Below are 18675 nucleotides of genomic sequence, written 5' to 3'. Positions count from 1 at the left end.
GAGGCGGGGGCGCTCAAATCAGAAGGGGAATGCAACGATGCGCGGCAAGCCGTCGGAAGGCGGTGCCGCGCGCGAAAGGAAGATTGGGGACTTTAGCGCCCTAGAAAGGCCGCACCAATTGACAGAAGAACGAATCCGCCGACACTACAGGCGATCGCTACCGCCAGAAGGCGTTGAAAGAGTTGCTCGCGCTCAATGGCGCTGCGGTTCGAACGGGGTTGAATGTGATGAACCGAACCCCATCCACTCGAATACACTTTTTTCCAACGGATGTGCATAAGTAACCTCGCGTTGTTTAGTGCTCGTGGCCTTTCCCATCACCGACTCCCTGATATCGAAATCGACGGGACGCAGGGCTAGTATGCGCTTCGCAAGAAAGTCGTAAACCCCTTATCGGTGTTGCGTCGCCACAAGAAAACCACCCGCTTCGAACGTTTTTCGAGACGAAAAAAGACCTCACCGAAAAGCGATTGAATGACGCGAAACCGGATTTTTGACCAAGAGTGTCAATGCGACACTTTGTCGCAGGTGCGACAAGTTGTCGCGCAACCCGCATGGATTGGGGAACGACGAGAAATGGCCGGGGTGCGCGAGGTCATCGCGACACGCGGCATGCCGCCCGATGAATTTCGGGGCGCAGTGGCCGTTGCGGCAGGTGATCCGTCGAACCGAATCACCTAGTGCGCCGCAACATCAAATGTTTGAATTAAGCATCAACACCGGGTAAATCCGGAGCGATCAGTCTGCGAAGGGATTCTTCACCTGCCGCGAGGGGGCGTCGGCGACGGGCTCGGCGTGCTCCGGCAGCTTGCCGGCCGACAGCGCCGCCACCACGGCGTCGAGCACCGTCTTCAGCGCCTGCGCCTGCCGCAGCCCTTCGGCATCGCGGCGAATCGTCAGACTTCCAAAGATGGCAACGTTGTCCGTATGGTTCTCCACGCTGAGCTCACCCAGCGAGAGCGCGTCGGCATCGTTGGCGAACGGTTGAAAGGTCGTGCTGGCCGGGGACGAAGCGGTCATCGAAGACTCCTGTGTCGGGGGAAACATCGGTTAGCGAATGATCGTGCGCAAAAAGTCGAGCACCGTCTGCACTTCGCGGTACGACGGCACCTCGGGGTCACGCTTGCGTTTGCCACCGCCCGCCGCCTTGGGTGTCGGCAGGCGCATCGCGGTGGTTTTCACCGAAGCCGGCATGCCGGGAAAGAAGTCGATGCCCGCCAGCTTCTCCAGTTCTGCCACGCTCACCACCGAATAGTCGCCGGTTGCTTCGTTGGCGACAAGGTAGGCGCCGGCCTGTCGCCGCTTCGGGTCGTAGACCACCTTATAGAGCTGCGTGGGCACCATCACCCGATTGCCGATCTGTGTGATCGATTGCCCTTTGTAGAGCGGCCCCGTGATCACGAACAACTCGCCACGGTCCTTTGCCAACGTCCGCACACTAGACTCGATACCGGCCCAGAGATAGCGATTGTTCTCGCTGTTCTGCGGCACCATGTTCGACAGCGAAAAACTCTCCGATTGCGCGCGCGCATCGGGCATATCCGCCGACGGCGCCATGTGCCCGCGGTCGTATCCCGAACGCAGGTAGTCGCGCAGTTCAGCACGCTCGCCGACGGGCAAATTCGATTCGGCGTGGAAATTGTTGACGCGGGTCATCTCGCGCGCGTCGGCCAGCCTGTCGCGTGTGAGATGTTCGGCCGACCAGAGCGGCGTACGCGTCACGCCCGAGTGCATCACGCCGAACGCACTGAAGCACACTTCGCGTGCTGCCCGTGTCATCGACGTGTTGGTGATATCGGGTGCGGTGCCCGAGAAGTAGTGATCGCCGCAAGCGGTCGTCGCGGCGAATGCACTGCCGGAGATCGCGAAAAGAGGACTGACTGCGAGTGTTGCCAATTGCCGGGCCATCGCGCGCAAGCGAGTTGCGCGCACTGCGGTGGCCGTCCGTTCAGACTGCTTCATCGCACTACTTACGGTAAGACTTGGGGGTGCGATTGTATCGGAGGAACGCTATTCGGGGGACACGTTTCCCACGCCGTAGGCGGCGCATTGCAGTGTCTGGTCCGGTGCGAGGTTGCCGCACTCGTCGGCTTGCGCGCTCGGCACGTCCCCCTGTTCCAGCAGGAAGAGGCAGAGCAGCAGCGCAAGCATGGCGAGCAATGTTTTCATCGCGGCACCTGAGTCGGGATGCCGCATTGTATGCGGGGACACTGACGGCAAACCTGTCTGAAACCCGCGAAATTGTTTCCTTTCGTTACTTTAGGGACGGCCGGGCACGCCGGCCGGACGCTCGCGTCTTCAGGGCTTCGGCACGTCGCCACGCTGTGCGACGAGGGTTGCCATCGGTTCGCTCAACGGCCCTTGAGCGCGAAGCCCTTCGACCACGCCGACGCGGTCTGCCATGGCCCGGTTCTGCGTCGCCTTGAACTTGCCTTCGATGCGACGAATCGGAATTTCCACACCGACAATTGCACGCAGCATGCCGTCGATGAACTCGGCCGGCGCATCTTCCACTGCCCACGGCGCAAGCCTGCCCTGCTCCTGCGATGTCGTCAGATCGCCGACCAACCGACGAACCCACGCAGCGTCGTCGATCAGGCGCGGCTTGCCCCAGACATGCACCGCGGCATAGTTCCACGTTGGCACCACCTTGCCGTGCTCCGCCTTGGCCGCGTACCACGATGGCGTGATGTAGGCCTGTGCACCGGTGAATGCCACCAGACAATCGTCGACATCGTTCAACGTCGGGCCGTGCGGATTGGCGCGCGCCAGATGGGCACGCAGCGTGCCGAACTCGCCTTCATCGGGATAAATCAGAAACGGAATCGGATCGGCCACCAGCCCGAGCGCACCGGCGCTCACGAGCAGGCCAAGCGGATTGGCGCGAATCAGATCGTGCAGAACTTCGGGACGATCGTCGGCAAAGGCGGCGGGCAGATACATCGATGACTCCGGGCGGAAGCGGTGGGGATGGAATAACGCCTAGCGTACGCCCAGCCGTGGCCCATCGCAAAGACCCAAATTCGATGAATTTTTTGGTACCACCGAGGGGTGGATAAGACGCGGCGGACGGCCAAAATCCTGCCGTCCGCCGTGAGAAGATGCGCAGCGGCGTCAGTCCGACGCCAGCCGATAGCCGTTAGCCGATGACGCTGGTAGACAGCGATCAGGCGTCAGAGGAACGACTTCGCCTGATCGAGCACCTTGTCGCAGACCTGACGCGTGAGTTGTTCTTTGAGCCCGCCGCCGTTCAGGTCGACGGTTTTGCCATCCGGCGAGGACAGCAGGCCCTTGGCACCATCGAGATAGCCCGGGCTTGCCGCGGGCGAGCCCGACTGCGTGCCGAGCTTGCCGAGCAGCTTGTCCTTGACGTCGGTCGCTGAACTCAGATTGCCGCCGTTGAGGTAGTTGTTCTTGATGCAGAACTGCAACACGCCGGTCGCGTTGCCGATACTGCCCGACGTCAGCGAACTTGCCGAGCCGAGTCCGCCCAGACTGCCGGCCAGACCGCCCGAATTGGACCCACCGGAATTTCCGCCGCCAATGGCGTTCTTCAGCGCATCGAGTTGCGCGTGGGCCAGCGTGGGTGCGCCGAGTGCCAGCACCAGGGCCGTGCCCATGGCGCCCATCGTGCTCAGGACTGAAAGTCGTTTCGTGCGTCGCGACATACCAACCTCCGTTATGGCGTAATGGCGAAATGGCGTAATGACGTTGCCGTGGGAAAGTCCGGCCCACTATAGCAGGCCGAACTTTCACCGGCGATCTCGCTCATCGCGGGGATTGGGTGCGCCGGCGACGCGCCTCGCTTACACCGGCAACGTGGCCGCCCCGGCAGCGCCGGTGGCATCGGCAGACTCGGGTGCCGCCACACTGGCGTCGACGCCCGCGTTTTCCTTCAACTGGAAGACGAGATGCTGACCGCCGAGCAGTTCGATACGACGGTCGCGTGCAAACTCCGCCACACCGTCGTCGAACTCCCCGGTCGTAATCAGCATGCCGCGCGCCGCGCCGATCTGCTGCATTTCGGCCAGCATGGCGCGCGCGGCGTTCATCCCCAGCCGGGGCGTATCGCGGCGGATATGCACGACCACGTCGCCACCGAAAATCGGATGCGGGTCCCACGCCCGGCAAGCCAGCATGCCGTCCTCCGTGGGCAGCAGCGGCGGTCCTTCGAAGCCATGCGAGCGCAGCAGATGGAACATCACCTGCGTGAAGTCCTTATCCGAGAGCGTCATCAGATTGAAGCGTCGATCGACGGCCACATCCGCATCGGTGACCGCCTGCGTCATATCGACCCCGGCCACCGGCGTGACGGCCTGCAACGCCTCGGGGCGTGCCGACACGCGTGCGCCGAGCGTCGTCAGATGCGTGGCCGCATCGCCCTCGGTCAACACGAGCGCAGCAAAATCGGCGCGCGATACGTGCGCACTCGCCAGGCAAAGCCGCTCGTCGCCAGCGTTGACGTAGATATTGAAGACAACGGCATTCACATGCCGCAGCGGGTCGGCCGCGAACAACTCGTACAGCGAACGCAGCAGGATCTGACGTAACGCGTTGGCGTACACCTGCGCGCGCAGCGCATCGCCGGCCGGTACACCCTGAAGCGCCTTCTCGATGCTGTCGTAGCGGTAGTCGAGCGCAATCGGCACGGCAGCGTCGAGCGTCGGCACGTCGTAGCCAATGGCGAGCAACTTGTGGTTTTCGACGTAATGCGCTGCGAGCGTCTGCTCGAACGCTTCGGGATACGGACTGCGGCTCAGCACGATGCGCGCGTAACCGGTCACGGCCGCCGCTTCACCGCGCAACAGCGCGCCTTCGAAATCGGCAACGGCGGCGTTCTGGCGAGACGCTTCCGCCCGCGCCGCCTCGGTGGCCTTTTGCTGCGCGATTTGCAGAATCATCGAGCCCTGCGTACGGCGGATCTTCGAGCCTTCGTATTCACGCTCGGCATGCACGAACTCGCTGCGTGCCTTCGAGACCGCCTGTTCATAACGTGCCGACGCACCGGGCATGGCCAGCGAGAGCCGGCCGGGCTTCTCCGGCGCGAACGTCTCCCATTCGGGCTTGGCAAGAATCTTCGGCAGATGACGGGTGTCGAGCACCGGCGGCGTGTTGCGCGCGCGCAGATCGGCCGGCGGAATGCGCAAGTCGCGCGCGAGGCCGTCGGCCAGCAGGCGCTCCAGACGTGCGACTTCGAACTTGGCGCGGGCGCCCTCGGCGGCGGCCTCGGCTTGGCGCAGGGCCAGATGCAGCCGCTCCCGCGCGGCCACGTCGGCGATGGGCGCTTCCTCAAAAGCGCGCTGGGCCTGCTCGACGGCACGGACTTCTGCCAGACTTCGCATTTGCGACTGCGCGTGCTGCTGCTCGCGCGTATGCGCGGCGCGCCAGAAGTCTCGCGCCAGACGGTCGATGATGCTGTTGAATCCCCGAATCACTGCTGCCCCCGCATGCGTTATTGATTTTGTTTTGACTGGCAAACTACCCGCACGAAAACGATAGATCTGAACTGTCTGGCCACCGCCCCTCATGACCCGCTCATGACCCACGCCATGCAGGGGACGATTGTAGGACGATGGGCATCGATCTCGCAAAAAATCTTTCCATTCCTTGCGGCAGAACAATGTCATGAGCGCAACGCGTGCGTACTGATCGTCATCAAATCGCCATGCCGCTGCCTCAGGCTTTCGCCCGGAAGTTGCATTACCGCCCGACTTACCCGAACCTGCCTCATGACTGAATTCACCCCCGGCCACGCCACCTCTACCCCGCCTAACCCGCCCAACTCGCCCAACTCGCCCAGCGCCCCCGCCTCGCCGCCGGCCGCGCCTCGCGTCAGTTTGCGCGCCGCTTGGCTAAGCGCCATCGGCTGCCTGTTGCTCGCGCTCGTTGCCATTCCATGGCTTGACCGGCCCATCGTCGAATTCGCGCATCTGCACACACAGGGCACGCGCTGGATGCAGCACATGGCCGAACTGCCCTCGCCGCTGTTCGTCGCCGGGTGGCCGGTGTTTATCGTGTTGGGCGCCGTGCTGTTCTGGCGCCGCACGTTGCCCGACTGGCTCGTCACGCTGTGGCTGGCGGGTGGCGCGGTCGGTGTGGCGAGCGTCGTCAAGCAGGCGCTGAAACTCCTGTTCGGCCGCACGTGGCCCGACACATGGACGCACAACAACCCGTCGTATCTGCATGACGGCGTCTTCGAATTTCGGCTGTTCGGCGGCGACGGTGTGGCGTATGCGTCGTTCCCGTCCGGCCACCTGACGGTGATGCTCGCCTTCGCAACCGTCGTCGCGCTGCGTCACCGCGCGTTGCGCTTGCCGTGTGCACTGGCCGTCGCGGCGACCGGCTTCGGGCAGATAGCGTCGGCGTACCACTGGACGAGCGATGCGCTCGCTGGTGCCGCGCTCGGCATTTCCATGGGGACGGTTTTCGTCGCGGCATGGGGGAAGTGGTCGCCAGCGGTGCTGGGCAAGCGCTGATGTAACCGCTGATGTAACCGCTAACGTAAGCGTTGAGCGAATCGGCGAGATCGCCGCATAATGCCGCCTTGATCTGCTGCACGGCAGAGGCCGGCACCGGGCCCGGCAGCACTGTGCGCTCGCCCGATTCATGACATTCGACCCCATACTTCCGCTTATCGTCGGCGCCTGCGTGGCCGGCTTCGTTCAAGGCCTGTCCGGCTTCGCCTTCGGTCTGGTCGCGCTGTCGTTCTGGGCATGGTCGCTCCCGCCCACCCTCGCGGGCCCGCTGGTCGCCTTCTGCTCGCTGATCGGCCAGATTCTCGGGCTGCGTGCCGTGCGCCGGTCCGTGCCGCTGGACCGATTGGCGCCCTTCGTCGTTTGCGGCCTCGTCGGCGTGCCGGTCGGCGTATGGATTCTTCGCTATCTCGACCCCGTATGGTTTCGCGCGGGCATCGGCGCCATTCTCGTCGTGTACTGCACAATCCTGCTGCTCTCGGCCCACCTGCCCCGCATCACGCACGGCGGGCGCGCTGCCGATGGCGTGGTCGGGTTCGTCGGCGGGGTGATGGGCGGCATCGGCGGGCTCGTGGGCGTCGTGCCGACGTTGTGGTGCACGTTGCGCGGCTGGGACAAAGACTTACAGCGCGCCGTCATGCAACTCTTCTTCATCGTGATGCACACGCTGACGATCATCATGTACACGGTGCATGGCGTGATCACCACGAAGACCCTCCACCTGTTCGCGATTGCCGTGCCATCGATGATCCTGCCGACGCTGGCGGGCGCGTGGGCCTACAAATTCCTCTCGGATCACGCCTTCCGCCGTATGGTGCTCGCGCTGCTCGCCTGTTCGGGTGTGACGCTGCTGGTCGGCACCGTGCCCGAATTGCTCGCGCGCTAAACAAACGGGCATCAGGCTGCGGCGTTACGATGGCAGAATCGTCCCTCCTGCCGGGCTTGCCCCCGCCGCCGTCATGCCGTTCCTCGATCGCGCCGCTGCCGGCAACGCCCTCGCCGAAGTTCTCGCCTCGCACGCCGTACTCTCGCGCTGCGCCCCGCCGCTCGTGCTGGCGATCCCGCGCGGCGGCGTGCCCGTCGCCCTGCCCATTGCCAGACAACTGAACGGTACGCTCGACGTGCTGCTCGCCCATAAACTCGGCGCGCCGCATCAGAGCGAGCTGGCCGTGGGCGCGGTCGACGAATTCGGTGGCATCTTTCTCGCCGACCATGCCTTGTCGCTCGGCGCCACCGGCGTCTATCTCACACGGGAAACGTCGCGTCAGCGGGCGTTGTTGCAGCAACGGCGTCAGGCCTACACACCGGGGCGCGGGGCGCCGCGCGTCGCGGGACAACCGGTCGTGGTGGTCGACGACGGCATCGCCACCGGCGCGACCATGACCGCCGCGCTGCGCGCCTTGCGACGGCTCGGTGCCGGGCCGCTCGTCGCCTGTGCGCCGGTCGGCGCGCACGACGCCGTGGCACGGCTCCAGCCATTGGCCGATGCCGTCATCTGCCTTGAGATGCCGCAACCGTTTTACGCCGTCAGCATCGCGTACAGCGATTTCGCACAGACCGACGACGCCACCGTCATCGCGTTGTTGCGCATGGCTGACGCGGGCCCCTGAGCACGCCGCCGCCATGAGGGCGGCAAGCACGGCCATAGCGGCGACTGGTGCGATTGCACTACACTTGAGCTTCGCGCGCTAATTCGACGGAGCCTGCTATGACGACGTCCCTGATTCTCAACGTGATCGGCCCGGACCGCCCGGGGCTGGTCAACGCCATCGCCGATCGCGCCACCGCTGCCGGTGCCAACTGGCTCGAAAGCCGACTCGCCAATCTCGCTGGGCAGTTCGCCGGCATCGTGCATCTTCAGGTCGCCGACGAGCGCGTCGCCACGCTCACGCAAGCCCTGCAAGCCCTCGAAACCCACGGGCTGCGCGTATCGGTCACCCATGCGCAAAGCGCCGCCGCCGATCCCGGTGCACGTCTGCTCCAGCTGGATCTCGTCGGTCAGGATCACCCCGGCATCGTCAAGGAAATCTCGCACGTGCTCTTTGCACGCGGCATCAGCATCGACGAGCTCGACACCGAGTGCGTCGAAGGATCGATGTCCGGCGGCACGCTGTTTCGCGCCACTGCGCGCCTTCGCGTGCCCGCCAGCGTCTCGACCGATGCGCTGCGTCAGGTACTCGAGGGGCTCGCCAACGACCTGATGGTCGACGTTGAACTCGATTCGCCCGCCGGTGCCTGAGCGCGCGCCGATGAAGAGAGCCTTCCTGATCGTTCTCACCGCCGTTGCCATCATTGCCGTTCTGTCGCTCGCCCCGCTGCCGTTCGAGCGCCAGACACATGTGACCAACGTGATCACCCTGCGTCAGCCGCCGCAGGTCGTCTACAACTACGTGACCACCCCTGCCAACTGGCCCAAGTGGCATCCGGCGTCGCTCGCTGTCGAGGGCGCGACCGATCATCCGCTCACGCTGGGCGAAGAGGTCGCGGAAGAATTCCGTCTCGCCGGACGGCACGGGATCATTCACTGGAAAGTGGTCGAGGCGCAGCCGCCACTGGAATGGCGCATTGAAGGCGAAGTCAACCGCCGCCCATCAGGCGAGGTGCGCTATAAGCTCACGCCCGACGGCACGGGCACGCGCTTCGAACGTGACTTCATCTATCGCACACCGAATCTGCTGTTTCTGGTGCTCGACCCGATCTTCATCGGGCCTCGCGTTCGGGCGGAATCGGCACAAGGCGCCTTGCAGTTGACGCAGGCCTTCGATGCGATGGCCGCTACGGCGACCGAGCCTGCCAAACCTGCTGAACCTGCTGACCCTGCCGGGCCTACTCGTTGAACGTAGCGGCCATCGTCTCGGCGGCGGCCTGAAGTTCCGGCAGATAGGTCATGAGCTTGTCCAGCGTCGAGTGCTCGGCGCTGGCTTGCACCGCAATCGCCGCACAGGCGCGGTTGCGGTCGAGCATGACCGGCACCGCGACTGCGATCATGCCCGGCACATGTTCCTCGTTATTCGTGCCCACACGGCGCTTGCGCGTCTCGGCCAGTTCGGCCCGCAAATCCTCGAGATCGGTAATCGTGTTCTCTGCCCGGGGACGCAGCGGCAGATGCGCAATCAGCTTCTCGCGCCGCGTGCGGGGCAAAAATGCCAGCAGCAGCTTGCCGCTCGCCGTGCAGTGCAACGGCACGCGCGAACCCGGCGAGAGCTTGAGCTGGCGCGACCATTCGGTCTCCACACGATCGAGATAAACCAGATCGTCGCCCGAGAGCATCGACAGGTTGCAGGTCTCGCCGAGCTTATCGACCAATTGCTGGAGAATGGCGTGCCGCGCCGCAGCCGGGCCGGCATGCATCAGCGCATTGACCGCCAGCGCACGCACGCGCGACGACGGCTCGTAGTGCCGGCTGCCCGCCTCGCGCGTCACCAGCCACGCGGCTTCCAGTTGCTTGAGAATGCGGTGCACGGTCTGTTTGGGCAGACCGATGGCGGCGACGATCTCCGCCAGCGTCATGGGCGCGCCTGCGGCGCAGAGAATTTCAAGAATGCGGAATGCGCGGACGGCCGCGGCGTTCGACTGATTGCTCATGCCGGTTTTCGGATCTTTGTAAGTGTCGTTATCAATCGCGGCGGTCTCCTCCCGCACGACACCGGCCTCGCACACCTACCGCGTTACCCGCCGCCGTGCCGTCGCACCACGACGTCCCGTTTTCCGCATTCTAGTGCCAACCGGCAGGTGCTGACGATTGGAGATAAACCCGAAGGCTGGCTCCAAAACAACACCTGCTCACCGATCCACGAATCGAACGCCATCGATTGGCATCGATCGGCCAAGCGATCAGGCCTTGCCCGACAGCACGCGCAGACGGTGAATCAGGCTGGACGTGTCCCAACGGCGGCCGCCCAGTGCCTGCACATCGCCATAGAACTGATCGACCAGTGCGGTGACCGGCAGCGACACGCCATTACGCTGCGCTTCCGCCAGACACAGGCCGAGATCCTTGCGCATCCAGTCCACCGCGAAACCGTAGTCGAACTTACCGTCGATCATCGTCTGGCCGCGATTGTCCATCTGCCAGCTGGCTGCCGCACCCTTGTTGATGACGTCGAGCACGGCCTTCATGTCGAGACCGGCCTGCTGACCGAAATTGATCGCCTCGGACAACCCCTGCACCAGCCCGGCGATACAGATCTGATTGACCATCTTGGCCAGTTGCCCGGCGCCCGCTTCACCGATCCGGGTGACGGCACGGCCATAGGCATGCAGCGTCTGCGCCACTCGATCGAAAGCGTCGGCATCGCCACCGCACATGATCGTGAGCACACCGTTCTTTGCACCGGCTTCACCGCCGGAGACCGGCGCGTCGACAAAATGCAGGCCCTGCTCGCGGGCCACGGCGTAGAGCTCGCGCGCCACGTCGGCCGATGCCGTCGTGTGATCGACGAACACCGCGCCCGGCTTCATGCCGGCATACGCGCCGTGCTCACCGAGGACCACGCTGCGCAGATCGTCGTCGTTGCCCACGCAGGCAGCCACGATATCGGCGTCGCGCGCGGCTTCGGCCGGGGTGGCCGCGTGCTTGCCGCCGTAGTCTTTCGCCCACTGCTCGGCCTTAGCGGCAGTGCGGTTATAGACAGTCACCGTGTGACCGGCGCGTTGAAGATGACCGGCCATGGGATAACCCATGACGCCCAGTCCGAGAAATGCGATGCGAAGGGGATTAGAGCTGACGGCAGCTTGCGTTTCGGGGGAAGTCACTTCGAAGGGCCTCGCAGGTAGTTTTACAGACTGAAATCCGGCGATTGCATGATGCATGCATGCGCGTGCCGGATTCGTTCGAATATCAGGGGGCTTGCGAGCCGTCATTATAGGGACGCCCGGCCCGGGCGCGCCAGCGTGATCGCCCACCCGACGGGGCATTGGGGCGATTCCGCCCCACTTTGGTGCGAACCGGCAACGGGATAAATCGCGCGTTGAAGCACCGTTGTTGCACGTAGTTGAAAAATTCTGTTTCCGTGACTGGCGTTGTTGCCGCGTTCCGATACAATGCGCGGCATGGCTGATTTTGATACCAGTTGGTCAATCCGCGTTTACTACGAGGACACTGACGCCGGCGGCGTCGTGTTCTACGCCAACTACCTTAAATTCTTTGAACGGGCCCGCACCGAGTGGCTCCGTTCGCTCGGCATCGAACAACTCCAACTGGCCCGCGATACCGGCATGATCTTCATCGTGCGCGCGACAGCGCTCGACTACCTGAGCCCCGCCCGGCTGGACGATCTCGTGGTCGTCAGGAGCCGGATCGAGCACCTCGGCGGCGCGACTGTCGAGTTTCTGCAAGAAGCCTGGCGCGATGCGCCCGACGGCAGCAGCGAACTGTTGGCGCGCGGCAGCATCAAAATCGGCTGTGTGTCGGCCGACACATTGCGTCCGGGCAGAATCCCGGCGAACGTGCGGCTCGCCATGCAATCGGCCATTGTTGCCAACAAGTCCGTCAGTGTTGCTGCACACGCCGGGAGCGGCGCGGCAGCCGCCTGATCCCAGGGACAAGAATTCCGGTCAGTCAATAACCACACCATGCCCGATCAAGACCTTTCCATTATTACGCTGGTCCTGCATGCCAGCGTGCTCGCACAGGCCGTGATGGCCCTGCTGTTGCTGCTGTCGTTGATGTCGTGGACGCACATCTTCCGCAAGATCTTCGCGATTCGCCGTGCCCGTGCCCAGACCGAGCGTTTCGAACGCGACTTCTGGTCGGGCGGCGATCTTCAGGCGCTCTACCAGAGCGCGCTCAACAACCGCCATCAGACTGGCGCGCTCGAGCGAATCTTCGAATCGGGCATGCGCGAATACATGAAGGCGAGCGAGAAAGGCCTGAACGATCCGCATGCGATTCTCGACGGTGCACGTCGTGCCATGCGCGCTTCCTTTCAACGTGAAATGGACTCGCTCGAAGCCAATCTGCCGTTCCTCGCGTCGGTCGGTTCGGTGAGCCCGTACATTGGTTTGTTCGGTACGGTGTGGGGTATCATGAACGCTTTCCGCGGCCTGTCGAACGTGCAACAAGCCACGCTCGCCAATGTGGCGCCGGGTATCGCGGAAGCGCTGGTGGCCACCGCCATCGGCCTGTTCGCCGCTATCCCTGCCGTGGTTGCCTATAACCGCTTCGCCACCGACATCGACCGGCTGTCGATCCGCTTCGAAAGCTTCATCGAAGAGTTCTCCAACATCCTGCAACGGCAGATTCACTAAGCACTCCGGGAGCGCCGAGACATGGCAGGTTCAATGCGCAACGCTCGCCGCGGCCGTCGCGCCATGGCAGACATCAACGTCGTACCGTACATCGACGTGATGCTGGTGCTGCTCGTCATCTTCATGGTGGCCGCCCCGCTGGTGGCCCCGTCGATCGTCAATTTGCCCAGCGTCGCCAACGCAAGTCCGCAGCAACAAACGCCGCCGGTCGTCGTCAATATCGAGGCCGACAACCGCGTGCTGATTCGCTATAAAGATGGTCAGAACACCATCGAACAACGCATGAGCGCGGGCGACCTGACCGGTTTCCTGCAAGGCCGTCAGGCGGCCAACCCGGATCAACCGGTCGTCATCGCCGCCGACAAGTCGGTGCGCTATGAAATCGTCATGAACGTGATGTCCGATCTGAAGGCCCAGGGTGTCAAGCGCGTGGGCCTGCTCGTCAAGCAAAAATGAGCAGCTCCGTAGCCCGTTCCGACCGCCCCATTGGCCCGCGCAAAGATGAGCGCGGCACGGGGCGGGCATTCCTCCTCGCGCTGTTCATGCACGCGCTGCTGTTTGCGCTGCTCTTCTACGGCATGCGCTGGCAGAACAGCTCGCCCGCAGGCTCCGAAGCCGAATTGTGGACACCGACCGAAGTCGCCGAGCCGACGCCGCCGGTGGTGACACCGCCGCCGACGCCAGCGCCGCCCGCCATCGCGGCGCCGACGCCGCCGGCCGAAGACGCCGACATCGCCCTCCAGCAGAAGAAGCGCAAGCAAGAGCAGCAGGCCGCCGAACAGGCTCGCCTGCTCGAAGCGCAGCAGGAAAAGGCGCGTCAGGAAGCCCTCAAGCAAAAACAGTTGGCCGATCAGCAGGCCGCCGCCGATCTCGCTCGCAAGAAGGCTGCCGCCGATGAAGCGGCGCGCCAGCAAAAACTTGCCGATCAGAAGAAGGCCGACGACCTGAAGCGTCAGAAGGAAGACGAGGCCAAGAAGGCAGAACAACAGAAGCAGCAACAACTCGCCGACGCCCAGAAGAAAGCGGACGCCGAGAAGAAGGCTGCTGAGGAAAAAGCCGAGAAAGCGAAGGCGGCCCAGCAGGCCGCCGCGCAGAAGGCCGCCGACGCCGCACGTGAGCAACGGCTTTCCTCGCTGCGCGGTATGGCCGGTGGCACCCCGGGCGCGACAGGCAATGGCCTGGGCTCGCAGGCGGGTGGCACGGGTTCGGGCGCGGGCGGCACGGCGTCTGCCGGTTATGCTGACCGTGTGCGCGCCAAGGTCAAACCGAATATCGCTTATGGCGGCGACACCGATGGCAACCCCACGGCCGTCGTCGCGGTACGTCTTGCGCCGGATGGCAGCGTACTTTCCATGCAGTTGGTGAAGTCAAGCGGCAACCCTGCCTGGGATGCCGCCGTTCAGGCCGCCATCAGCAAATCCGACCCCTTGCCGCGCGACACTAACGGCAAAGCCCCCCCGAGCGTCAACCTTCGCTTTAGTCCGAAAGGATGAGTATGTTGTCCAACGGGAACGAAAACCGAGCGTTGCAGGTCCATTTCCATCTGAGTATGGTAAAAATGGCGCTTGCCCCGCGCAACTGACCAATCGAACGCATGCGAATTTCCAGTAAATATGCATGGCGTGCGGTGGTGGCCACCTGGCTCACCGCGGCTTGCACGATCGCCCATGCGCAGACACCGCTGACTGTCGACATCACCGGCGTGGGTACCAACCGGTACCCCATTGCCGTGTCGAATTTCAAGGGCACCGCGCCGACGGACATCGTTGCCGTCGTCAAATCCGACCTGAGCAATAGCGGCCGCTTCAATCAAATCGATACGGGCGGTGCAACGGTTGGCGTGGACGACTCGGTCGATCTCGGCACGTGGAAAGCCAAGGGCGCCAACGCATTCGTCTCGGGCACCATCGCCCCGGCCGGCAATGGCAACTTCCAGGTGAGCTTCCGTCTTTACGACGCCGTGAGCGGCCAGCCGCTGGGCGGCCTCGCACTCACCTCGTCGGCGGCCAACCTGCGCCTGACCGCCCACAAGATTGCCGACTATATTTATCAAAAGCTGCTGGGCGATCGCGGCGTGTTCGCAACGCGTCTGTCGTACGTGCTGCATACCGGCTCGACCTACCAGCTCCAGATTTCGGACTCCGATGGCCAGGATGCCCGCGTCGCGTTGAACAGCCGCGAACCGATCATCTCGCCGGCGTGGTCGCCGGACGGCACCAAGGTGGCGTACGTTTCGTTCGAGAAGCGCAAGCCGGTGGTGTACATCCACGATCTGCCGACGGGCCGTCGTGCCGTGCTGGCCAATGAGAAGGGCAACAACTCGGCACCGTCATGGTCGCCGGACGGCAGCCGTCTGGCCGTGGCTCTCTCGCGCGATGGCAACACGCAGATCTATCAGGTCAACGCCAATGGCGGCGGCCTCAAGCGTCTGTCGCGCAGCGGCGCGATCGACACCGAACCGCAGTATTCTCCCGACGGTAAATGGATCTACTTCACGAGCGATCGTGGCGGTGGTCCGCAAATCTACAAGATGCCGGCCGGGGGCGAAGGTGATGGCGCTGCACAGCGCGTGACCTTCAAGGGGAGTTACAACGTCAGCCCGCGAGTGAGCCCCGATGGGAAGTTGCTCGCGTTCATCGCTCGCCAAGGCGGCGGGTTCAAGCTGTGCGTGCAGGACATGAGTACTGGCGATGTTACGGCTCTGACCGACACCAGCCACGACGAGTCACCGAGCTTTGCCGCGAACGGCAAGTACATTCTTTATGCAACGCAATCCGGGGGCCGTAAGGTTCTCGCGGCAGTATCGGTGGACGGGCAAACCCGGCAGATTCTTCAGGTTCGGGGAGGGGAAGTTCGCGAACCCTCCTGGGGCCCTTTCATGCAATAACATCAACAGCAACATCAATGGAGGCTCATATGAGTTCCCTGCTTCGTAATATCCTCGCCATCTCTTCGCTGGCCGCTCTGGCAGCTTGCTCGTCGGGCGTGAAGCTCGACGACCAGGCTAACGCCAACAAGGGTCAGACCACCACGGACGCCCGCGCTGTCGCCCCCGTCGACGCATCGGCTGACGAACTGAACAACCCGAACGGCCCGCTCGCCAAGCGCAGCGTGTACTTCGGCTTCGACGCGTACTCGGTCGATGCACAGTACACCCCGCTGCTCCAGGCACACGCTGCCTTCCTGGCCAAGTACGCACAACGTCACGTGCTGGTTCAGGGCAACACCGACCCGCGCGGCACGAGCGAGTACAACCTGGCCCTGGGTCAGAAGCGTGCTGAAGCTGTCGTGAAGGCCATGTCGGCACTGGGCGCCAACACCAACCAGATGGAAGCCGTTTCGCTGGGTAAGGAAAAAGCCACCGGTACTGACGAAGCTAGCTGGGCGCAAGATCGTCGCGCCGATCTGGCTTATTGATTGAATCGCCATGACGTCTCGTTTGCTTAAAAACCTGATCTGTGCAGCGACGCTCGGCACGACGTTGCTGAGCCCGCTCGCACATGCCGGATTGTTCGACGACGACGAGGCGCGCAAAGCGATCCTCGATATCCGCAGCCGTCTGGATTCAGACAAGCAGCGGATCGAGGGGCTCACGCGCAACGTGCTGGATTTGAACAACCAGATCCAGCAGTTGCAGCGTGATCTGGCCGACCAGCGCGGTCAGAACGAAGATCTGAAAAACCAGCTTGCGAACCTGCAACAGAGTCAGAAGGACTTCTACAACGACCTCGACGGTCGTCTGAAGAAATTCGAACCGCAGCAGATGACCGTCGGCGGCGTGACAGGCACCGTCCAACCGGGCGAGAAAGATGTCTTTGACGCCGCGCTGACGAAATTCCGCAACGGTGACTACAAGGGTGCGCAAGTGGCATTCCGGACCTTCGCGGCCAAGTATCCCGACAGCCCGTATCAGCCCGAAGCACAGTTCTGGCTTGGCAATGCGCAGTATGCCAATAAGGATCTGAAGGGCTCGACTGCGACGCTGCAAGGGGTCGTGGCGAAGTATCCGACGAGTCCGAAGGCGGCCGAATCGATGCTGGCAATCGCCAGTAATCAGGCCGAATCCGGGCAGACGGCGGCAGCTAAGAAAACGTTGCAGGATCTGGTGGCCAAGTACCCGGACACCGAATCGGCAGCGGAGGCCAAGAAGCGTGCGGCCAAGCTGAAGTAAGACGCCCCTCGGGAGGTTGTGCGAACCTGCTTCCCGTGTCAGGTCACTCGTCAAAACGTATGACGCCGCCTCAGGGCGGCGTTGTCGTTTCAAGGCGCGACACACGAGCTCAAGTAGAATACGGACTTTCCAAGCGTACGAGGCGCGGCGTCTCAGGGGATGCGCACAGGTCAACGGCCTGCGCGACATGGCGACCGCACCCGCGACGTGCATTCACCGATCGTGAAATGCGCGTCAGATAACAACAATAGCCGGCTGCGCCCCGCGGCTCGCGACCATGCATTGAACGGCCGGGCACGGCCGGTCTCGCCTCATGACAGACGTCGATCTCACTGCCATCTCCCACACCGTTGTGTGGCTCACCTTCGGCCTAGCCTTCGTGTTCGGCGCCGTCTTGCAACGCACCCACTTCTGCACGATGGGCGCCCTTTCCGACATCGTGAACATCGGTGACTGGAACCGCATGCGCATGTGGTGGCTGGCCATTGGCGTAGCCACCATCGGCACCGGCGTACTGGCCTCGCTTGGCATCATCGATCCGATCAAGGCGATCTACACGACGCCGCGCTTCACGTGGCTCTCGTACCTTGTCGGCGGCTGGTTGTTCGGCTTCGGCATGGTGCTGGCGTCCGGTTGCGGCAGCAAGACGCTCGTGCGCATCGGCGGCGGCAATCTGAAATCGCTGCTCGTGTTCGTGATGATCGGCCTGTCGGCGTACATGACGCTCAAGGGCTTGTTTGCGGTCTGGCGTGTTGCGGCACTCGACAGCGTGCAGACGACGTTTGCCACGTCACAGGATCTGCCGACGTTATTGAATGGCGTGTTTGGGGGCGACCTGCATCGTGCACAGCTGATGCTGGGCTTGGTGATTGGCGGTGCGTTTGTGATCGCCGCGCTCGCGCGCCGAGAATTCTGGACGTTCGACAACTTGCTGGGCGGCCTTGTGGTCGGCGCCATCATCGTGGCGTTGTGGTACGTGTCGGGCAAGATCGGTTACGTCGCAGAAAATCCGAACACGCTGGAAGAGAGCTTCGTCGCCACCAACTCCGGCAAGATGGAAGCGTTGTCGTTCGTCTCGCCGCTGGCCTACACGCTGTACTGGCTGATGATGTGGAGCGACACGAGCAACGTGATCACGTTGGGCATCGCGAGCGTGCTGGGCGTGATCGTCGGGTCGTTCGCTTATGCGCTAGTATCGCGCACGTTCCGGTGGGAAGGTTTTCACGGCACCGAGGACACGGCCAATCACATGGTGGGCGGCGTGTTGATGGGCTTCGGTGGCGTGACGGCGTTGGGCTGCACGGTGGGCCAAGGGTTGTCGGGCGTGTCGACGCTGGCGTTGGGCTCGTTCGTGGCGATCGTGGCGATTCTCGTGGGCGGCGTCTGCGCGTTCAAATACCAAATGTGGCGTATTGAGCGCAGCGTTTGAGGAAATTCCGCGCAGTATGCGAGTAATCATGGGCGAACTGACATATTCGCGCCATACAAGTATTGACACTATAGCGAAGTCATCGCTATAATCTTTTTCTTCGTTGGGTCGTTAGCTCAGTTGGTAGAGCAGCGGACTTTTAATCCGTTGGTCGCAGGTTCGAGTCCCGCACGGCCTACCAAACGAATTCGAAGGGCTGCACATCGTGCAGCCCTTTTTCTTTTCTGCCCGCCGCCGCACCGCCTCCCGCTTTCTTCGCAAGTCCCTCCCCTAAAGTTTCCATCGCACATGCCGAAGTAACGTTCTGGCTCCGGACGACGTGTCGGTAGATATCAGGCTGTCTGATGGAGAAG

General features: G+C 63.2%; 21 protein-coding genes and 1 tRNA gene. 14 read left to right on the top strand and 8 right to left on the bottom strand.

Annotated elements, in window-relative coordinates:
* Positions 1 to 738 precede the first annotated feature (738 nt).
* The 6 genes from PIN31009_RS09145 to PIN31009_RS09125 all read right to left on the bottom strand — a co-directional run bounded on the left by PIN31009_RS09145 (position 739) and on the right by PIN31009_RS09125 (position 5435).
* On the bottom strand, positions 739 to 1020 hold the full coding sequence (locus tag PIN31009_RS09145; protein WP_150790016.1) for a hypothetical protein: 282 nt from the start codon (positions 1018 to 1020) through the stop codon (positions 739 to 741).
* Between the two features lie 30 nt (positions 1021 to 1050).
* The gene (locus tag PIN31009_RS09140; protein WP_246185575.1) at positions 1051 to 1962 is read right to left on the bottom strand and encodes a DNA/RNA non-specific endonuclease; all 912 of its coding nucleotides are present in this window, start codon (positions 1960 to 1962) and stop codon (positions 1051 to 1053) included.
* A 48-nt stretch (positions 1963 to 2010) separates the two neighbouring features.
* Positions 2011 to 2169 carry a hypothetical protein gene (locus tag PIN31009_RS27870; protein ID WP_174996046.1) on the bottom strand — a complete coding sequence of 53 codons (159 nt, stop codon included), beginning with the start codon at positions 2167 to 2169 and terminating at the stop codon, positions 2011 to 2013.
* A 129-nt stretch (positions 2170 to 2298) separates the two neighbouring features.
* Positions 2299 to 2943: an FMN-binding negative transcriptional regulator gene (locus PIN31009_RS09135; RefSeq protein ID WP_150790015.1), complete on the bottom strand. Its 645-nt coding sequence runs from the start codon at positions 2941 to 2943 to the stop codon at positions 2299 to 2301.
* 230 nt (positions 2944 to 3173) lie between these two features.
* Entirely contained in the window at positions 3174 to 3629 is a 456-nt protein-coding gene (locus tag PIN31009_RS09130) for a DUF2501 domain-containing protein (RefSeq protein WP_150684268.1), read from the bottom strand.
* Between the two features lie 177 nt (positions 3630 to 3806).
* A complete protein-coding gene (locus PIN31009_RS09125) occupies positions 3807 to 5435 on the bottom strand; it encodes a restriction endonuclease (protein ID WP_174997059.1) in 1629 nt (542 codons plus the stop codon).
* Between the two features lie 294 nt (positions 5436 to 5729).
* On the opposite strand from PIN31009_RS09125, the gene PIN31009_RS09120 reads away from it, so the two are divergent.
* The 5 genes from PIN31009_RS09120 (at position 5730) to PIN31009_RS09100 (ending at position 9310) form a co-directional block, all read left to right on the top strand.
* The gene (locus tag PIN31009_RS09120) at positions 5730 to 6476 is read left to right on the top strand and encodes a phosphatase PAP2 family protein (RefSeq protein ID WP_174997057.1); all 747 of its coding nucleotides are present in this window, start codon (positions 5730 to 5732) and stop codon (positions 6474 to 6476) included.
* Between the two features lie 130 nt (positions 6477 to 6606).
* The gene (locus tag PIN31009_RS09115) at positions 6607 to 7359 is read left to right on the top strand and encodes a sulfite exporter TauE/SafE family protein (protein WP_150683913.1); all 753 of its coding nucleotides are present in this window, start codon (positions 6607 to 6609) and stop codon (positions 7357 to 7359) included.
* 73 nt (positions 7360 to 7432) lie between these two features.
* Entirely contained in the window at positions 7433 to 8083 is a 651-nt protein-coding gene (locus tag PIN31009_RS09110) for a phosphoribosyltransferase (protein ID WP_150790012.1), read from the top strand.
* Between the two features lie 98 nt (positions 8084 to 8181).
* Entirely contained in the window at positions 8182 to 8712 is a 531-nt protein-coding gene (locus PIN31009_RS09105; RefSeq protein WP_150683911.1) for a glycine cleavage system transcriptional repressor, read from the top strand.
* Positions 8713 to 8722: 10 nt separating this feature from the next.
* A complete protein-coding gene (locus PIN31009_RS09100) occupies positions 8723 to 9310 on the top strand; it encodes an SRPBCC family protein (RefSeq protein WP_150790011.1) in 588 nt (195 codons plus the stop codon).
* Here PIN31009_RS09100 and PIN31009_RS09095 read toward each other — a convergent pair.
* Positions 9300 to 10058 carry an IclR family transcriptional regulator gene (locus PIN31009_RS09095; protein ID WP_058379519.1) on the bottom strand — a complete coding sequence of 253 codons (759 nt, stop codon included), beginning with the start codon at positions 10056 to 10058 and terminating at the stop codon, positions 9300 to 9302. The genes PIN31009_RS09100 and PIN31009_RS09095 overlap by 11 nt on opposite strands.
* 249 nt (positions 10059 to 10307) lie before the next feature.
* A complete protein-coding gene (locus tag PIN31009_RS09090) occupies positions 10308 to 11285 on the bottom strand; it encodes an NAD(P)-dependent oxidoreductase (RefSeq protein ID WP_150790010.1) in 978 nt (325 codons plus the stop codon).
* Positions 11286 to 11516: 231 nt separating this feature from the next.
* On the opposite strand from PIN31009_RS09090, the gene ybgC reads away from it, so the two are divergent.
* The 9 genes from ybgC to PIN31009_RS09045 all read left to right on the top strand — a co-directional run bounded on the left by ybgC (position 11517) and on the right by PIN31009_RS09045 (position 18503).
* Positions 11517 to 12008, top strand: coding sequence for a tol-pal system-associated acyl-CoA thioesterase (gene ybgC, locus PIN31009_RS09085; RefSeq protein WP_087688321.1), 492 nt, complete (start codon positions 11517 to 11519; stop codon positions 12006 to 12008).
* Positions 12009 to 12047: 39 nt separating this feature from the next.
* Entirely contained in the window at positions 12048 to 12722 is a 675-nt protein-coding gene (tolQ, locus tag PIN31009_RS09080) for a protein TolQ (RefSeq protein WP_150683908.1), read from the top strand.
* A gap of 21 nt (positions 12723 to 12743) precedes the next feature.
* On the top strand, positions 12744 to 13178 hold the full coding sequence (gene tolR, locus PIN31009_RS09075) for a protein TolR (protein ID WP_058379523.1): 435 nt from the start codon (positions 12744 to 12746) through the stop codon (positions 13176 to 13178).
* Positions 13175 to 14215 carry a cell envelope integrity protein TolA gene (gene tolA, locus PIN31009_RS09070; RefSeq protein ID WP_058379524.1) on the top strand — a complete coding sequence of 347 codons (1041 nt, stop codon included), beginning with the start codon at positions 13175 to 13177 and terminating at the stop codon, positions 14213 to 14215. Before tolR ends, tolA begins: the two co-directional genes overlap by 4 nt.
* Positions 14216 to 14316: 101 nt before the next feature.
* Positions 14317 to 15609: a Tol-Pal system beta propeller repeat protein TolB gene (gene tolB, locus PIN31009_RS09065; protein ID WP_150683907.1), complete on the top strand. Its 1293-nt coding sequence runs from the start codon at positions 14317 to 14319 to the stop codon at positions 15607 to 15609.
* A 29-nt stretch (positions 15610 to 15638) separates the two neighbouring features.
* Entirely contained in the window at positions 15639 to 16139 is a 501-nt protein-coding gene (locus PIN31009_RS09060; RefSeq protein ID WP_087688323.1) for an OmpA family protein, read from the top strand.
* A gap of 10 nt (positions 16140 to 16149) precedes the next feature.
* Positions 16150 to 16893: a tol-pal system protein YbgF gene (gene ybgF / locus PIN31009_RS09055; RefSeq protein ID WP_058379527.1), complete on the top strand. Its 744-nt coding sequence runs from the start codon at positions 16150 to 16152 to the stop codon at positions 16891 to 16893.
* A 313-nt stretch (positions 16894 to 17206) separates the two neighbouring features.
* A complete protein-coding gene (locus PIN31009_RS09050) occupies positions 17207 to 18322 on the top strand; it encodes a YeeE/YedE family protein (protein WP_150790009.1) in 1116 nt (371 codons plus the stop codon).
* Between the two features lie 105 nt (positions 18323 to 18427).
* Positions 18428 to 18503: transfer RNA gene (locus PIN31009_RS09045), tRNA-Lys, on the top strand.
* Positions 18504 to 18675: the final 172 nt, after the last annotated feature.

Origin of the sequence: Pandoraea iniqua (genome assembly GCF_902459685.1) — a bacterium.
Taxonomy (GTDB): Bacteria; Pseudomonadota; Gammaproteobacteria; order Burkholderiales; family Burkholderiaceae; genus Pandoraea; species Pandoraea iniqua.
Note: the sequence above shows the minus strand (reverse complement) of the source record. Positions and strands in the feature narration are given on the sequence as shown.

Excerpts from the sequence above, each read along its gene's own strand:
- PIN31009_RS09090 (WP_150790010.1), bottom strand. The coding sequence starts at position 11,285 with ATGCATCATGCAATCGCCGGATTTCAGTCTGTAAAACTACCTGCGAGG.
- tolQ (WP_150683908.1), top strand. The coding sequence starts at position 12,048 with ATGCCCGATCAAGACCTTTCCATTATTACGCTGGTCCTGCATGCCAGC.
- PIN31009_RS09115 (WP_150683913.1), top strand. The coding sequence starts at position 6,607 with ATGACATTCGACCCCATACTTCCGCTTATCGTCGGCGCCTGCGTGGCC.
- PIN31009_RS09110 (WP_150790012.1), top strand. The coding sequence starts at position 7,433 with ATGCCGTTCCTCGATCGCGCCGCTGCCGGCAACGCCCTCGCCGAAGTT.
- PIN31009_RS09120 (WP_174997057.1), top strand. The coding sequence starts at position 5,730 with ATGACTGAATTCACCCCCGGCCACGCCACCTCTACCCCGCCTAACCCG.
- PIN31009_RS09060 (WP_087688323.1), top strand. The coding sequence starts at position 15,639 with ATGAGTTCCCTGCTTCGTAATATCCTCGCCATCTCTTCGCTGGCCGCT.
- tolB (WP_150683907.1), top strand. The coding sequence starts at position 14,317 with ATGCGAATTTCCAGTAAATATGCATGGCGTGCGGTGGTGGCCACCTGG.
- PIN31009_RS09130 (WP_150684268.1), bottom strand. The coding sequence starts at position 3,629 with ATGGGCGCCATGGGCACGGCCCTGGTGCTGGCACTCGGCGCACCCACG.
- PIN31009_RS09145 (WP_150790016.1), bottom strand. The coding sequence starts at position 1,020 with ATGACCGCTTCGTCCCCGGCCAGCACGACCTTTCAACCGTTCGCCAAC.
- PIN31009_RS09140 (WP_246185575.1), bottom strand. The coding sequence starts at position 1,962 with ATGAAGCAGTCTGAACGGACGGCCACCGCAGTGCGCGCAACTCGCTTG.
- tolA (WP_058379524.1), top strand. The coding sequence starts at position 13,175 with ATGAGCAGCTCCGTAGCCCGTTCCGACCGCCCCATTGGCCCGCGCAAA.
- ybgC (WP_087688321.1), top strand. The coding sequence starts at position 11,517 with ATGCGCGGCATGGCTGATTTTGATACCAGTTGGTCAATCCGCGTTTAC.
- tolR (WP_058379523.1), top strand. The coding sequence starts at position 12,744 with ATGGCAGGTTCAATGCGCAACGCTCGCCGCGGCCGTCGCGCCATGGCA.
- PIN31009_RS09050 (WP_150790009.1), top strand. The coding sequence starts at position 17,207 with ATGACAGACGTCGATCTCACTGCCATCTCCCACACCGTTGTGTGGCTC.
- PIN31009_RS09100 (WP_150790011.1), top strand. The coding sequence starts at position 8,723 with ATGAAGAGAGCCTTCCTGATCGTTCTCACCGCCGTTGCCATCATTGCC.
- PIN31009_RS27870 (WP_174996046.1), bottom strand. The coding sequence starts at position 2,169 with ATGAAAACATTGCTCGCCATGCTTGCGCTGCTGCTCTGCCTCTTCCTG.
- PIN31009_RS09095 (WP_058379519.1), bottom strand. The coding sequence starts at position 10,058 with ATGAGCAATCAGTCGAACGCCGCGGCCGTCCGCGCATTCCGCATTCTT.
- PIN31009_RS09105 (WP_150683911.1), top strand. The coding sequence starts at position 8,182 with ATGACGACGTCCCTGATTCTCAACGTGATCGGCCCGGACCGCCCGGGG.
- PIN31009_RS09135 (WP_150790015.1), bottom strand. The coding sequence starts at position 2,943 with ATGTATCTGCCCGCCGCCTTTGCCGACGATCGTCCCGAAGTTCTGCAC.
- ybgF (WP_058379527.1), top strand. The coding sequence starts at position 16,150 with ATGACGTCTCGTTTGCTTAAAAACCTGATCTGTGCAGCGACGCTCGGC.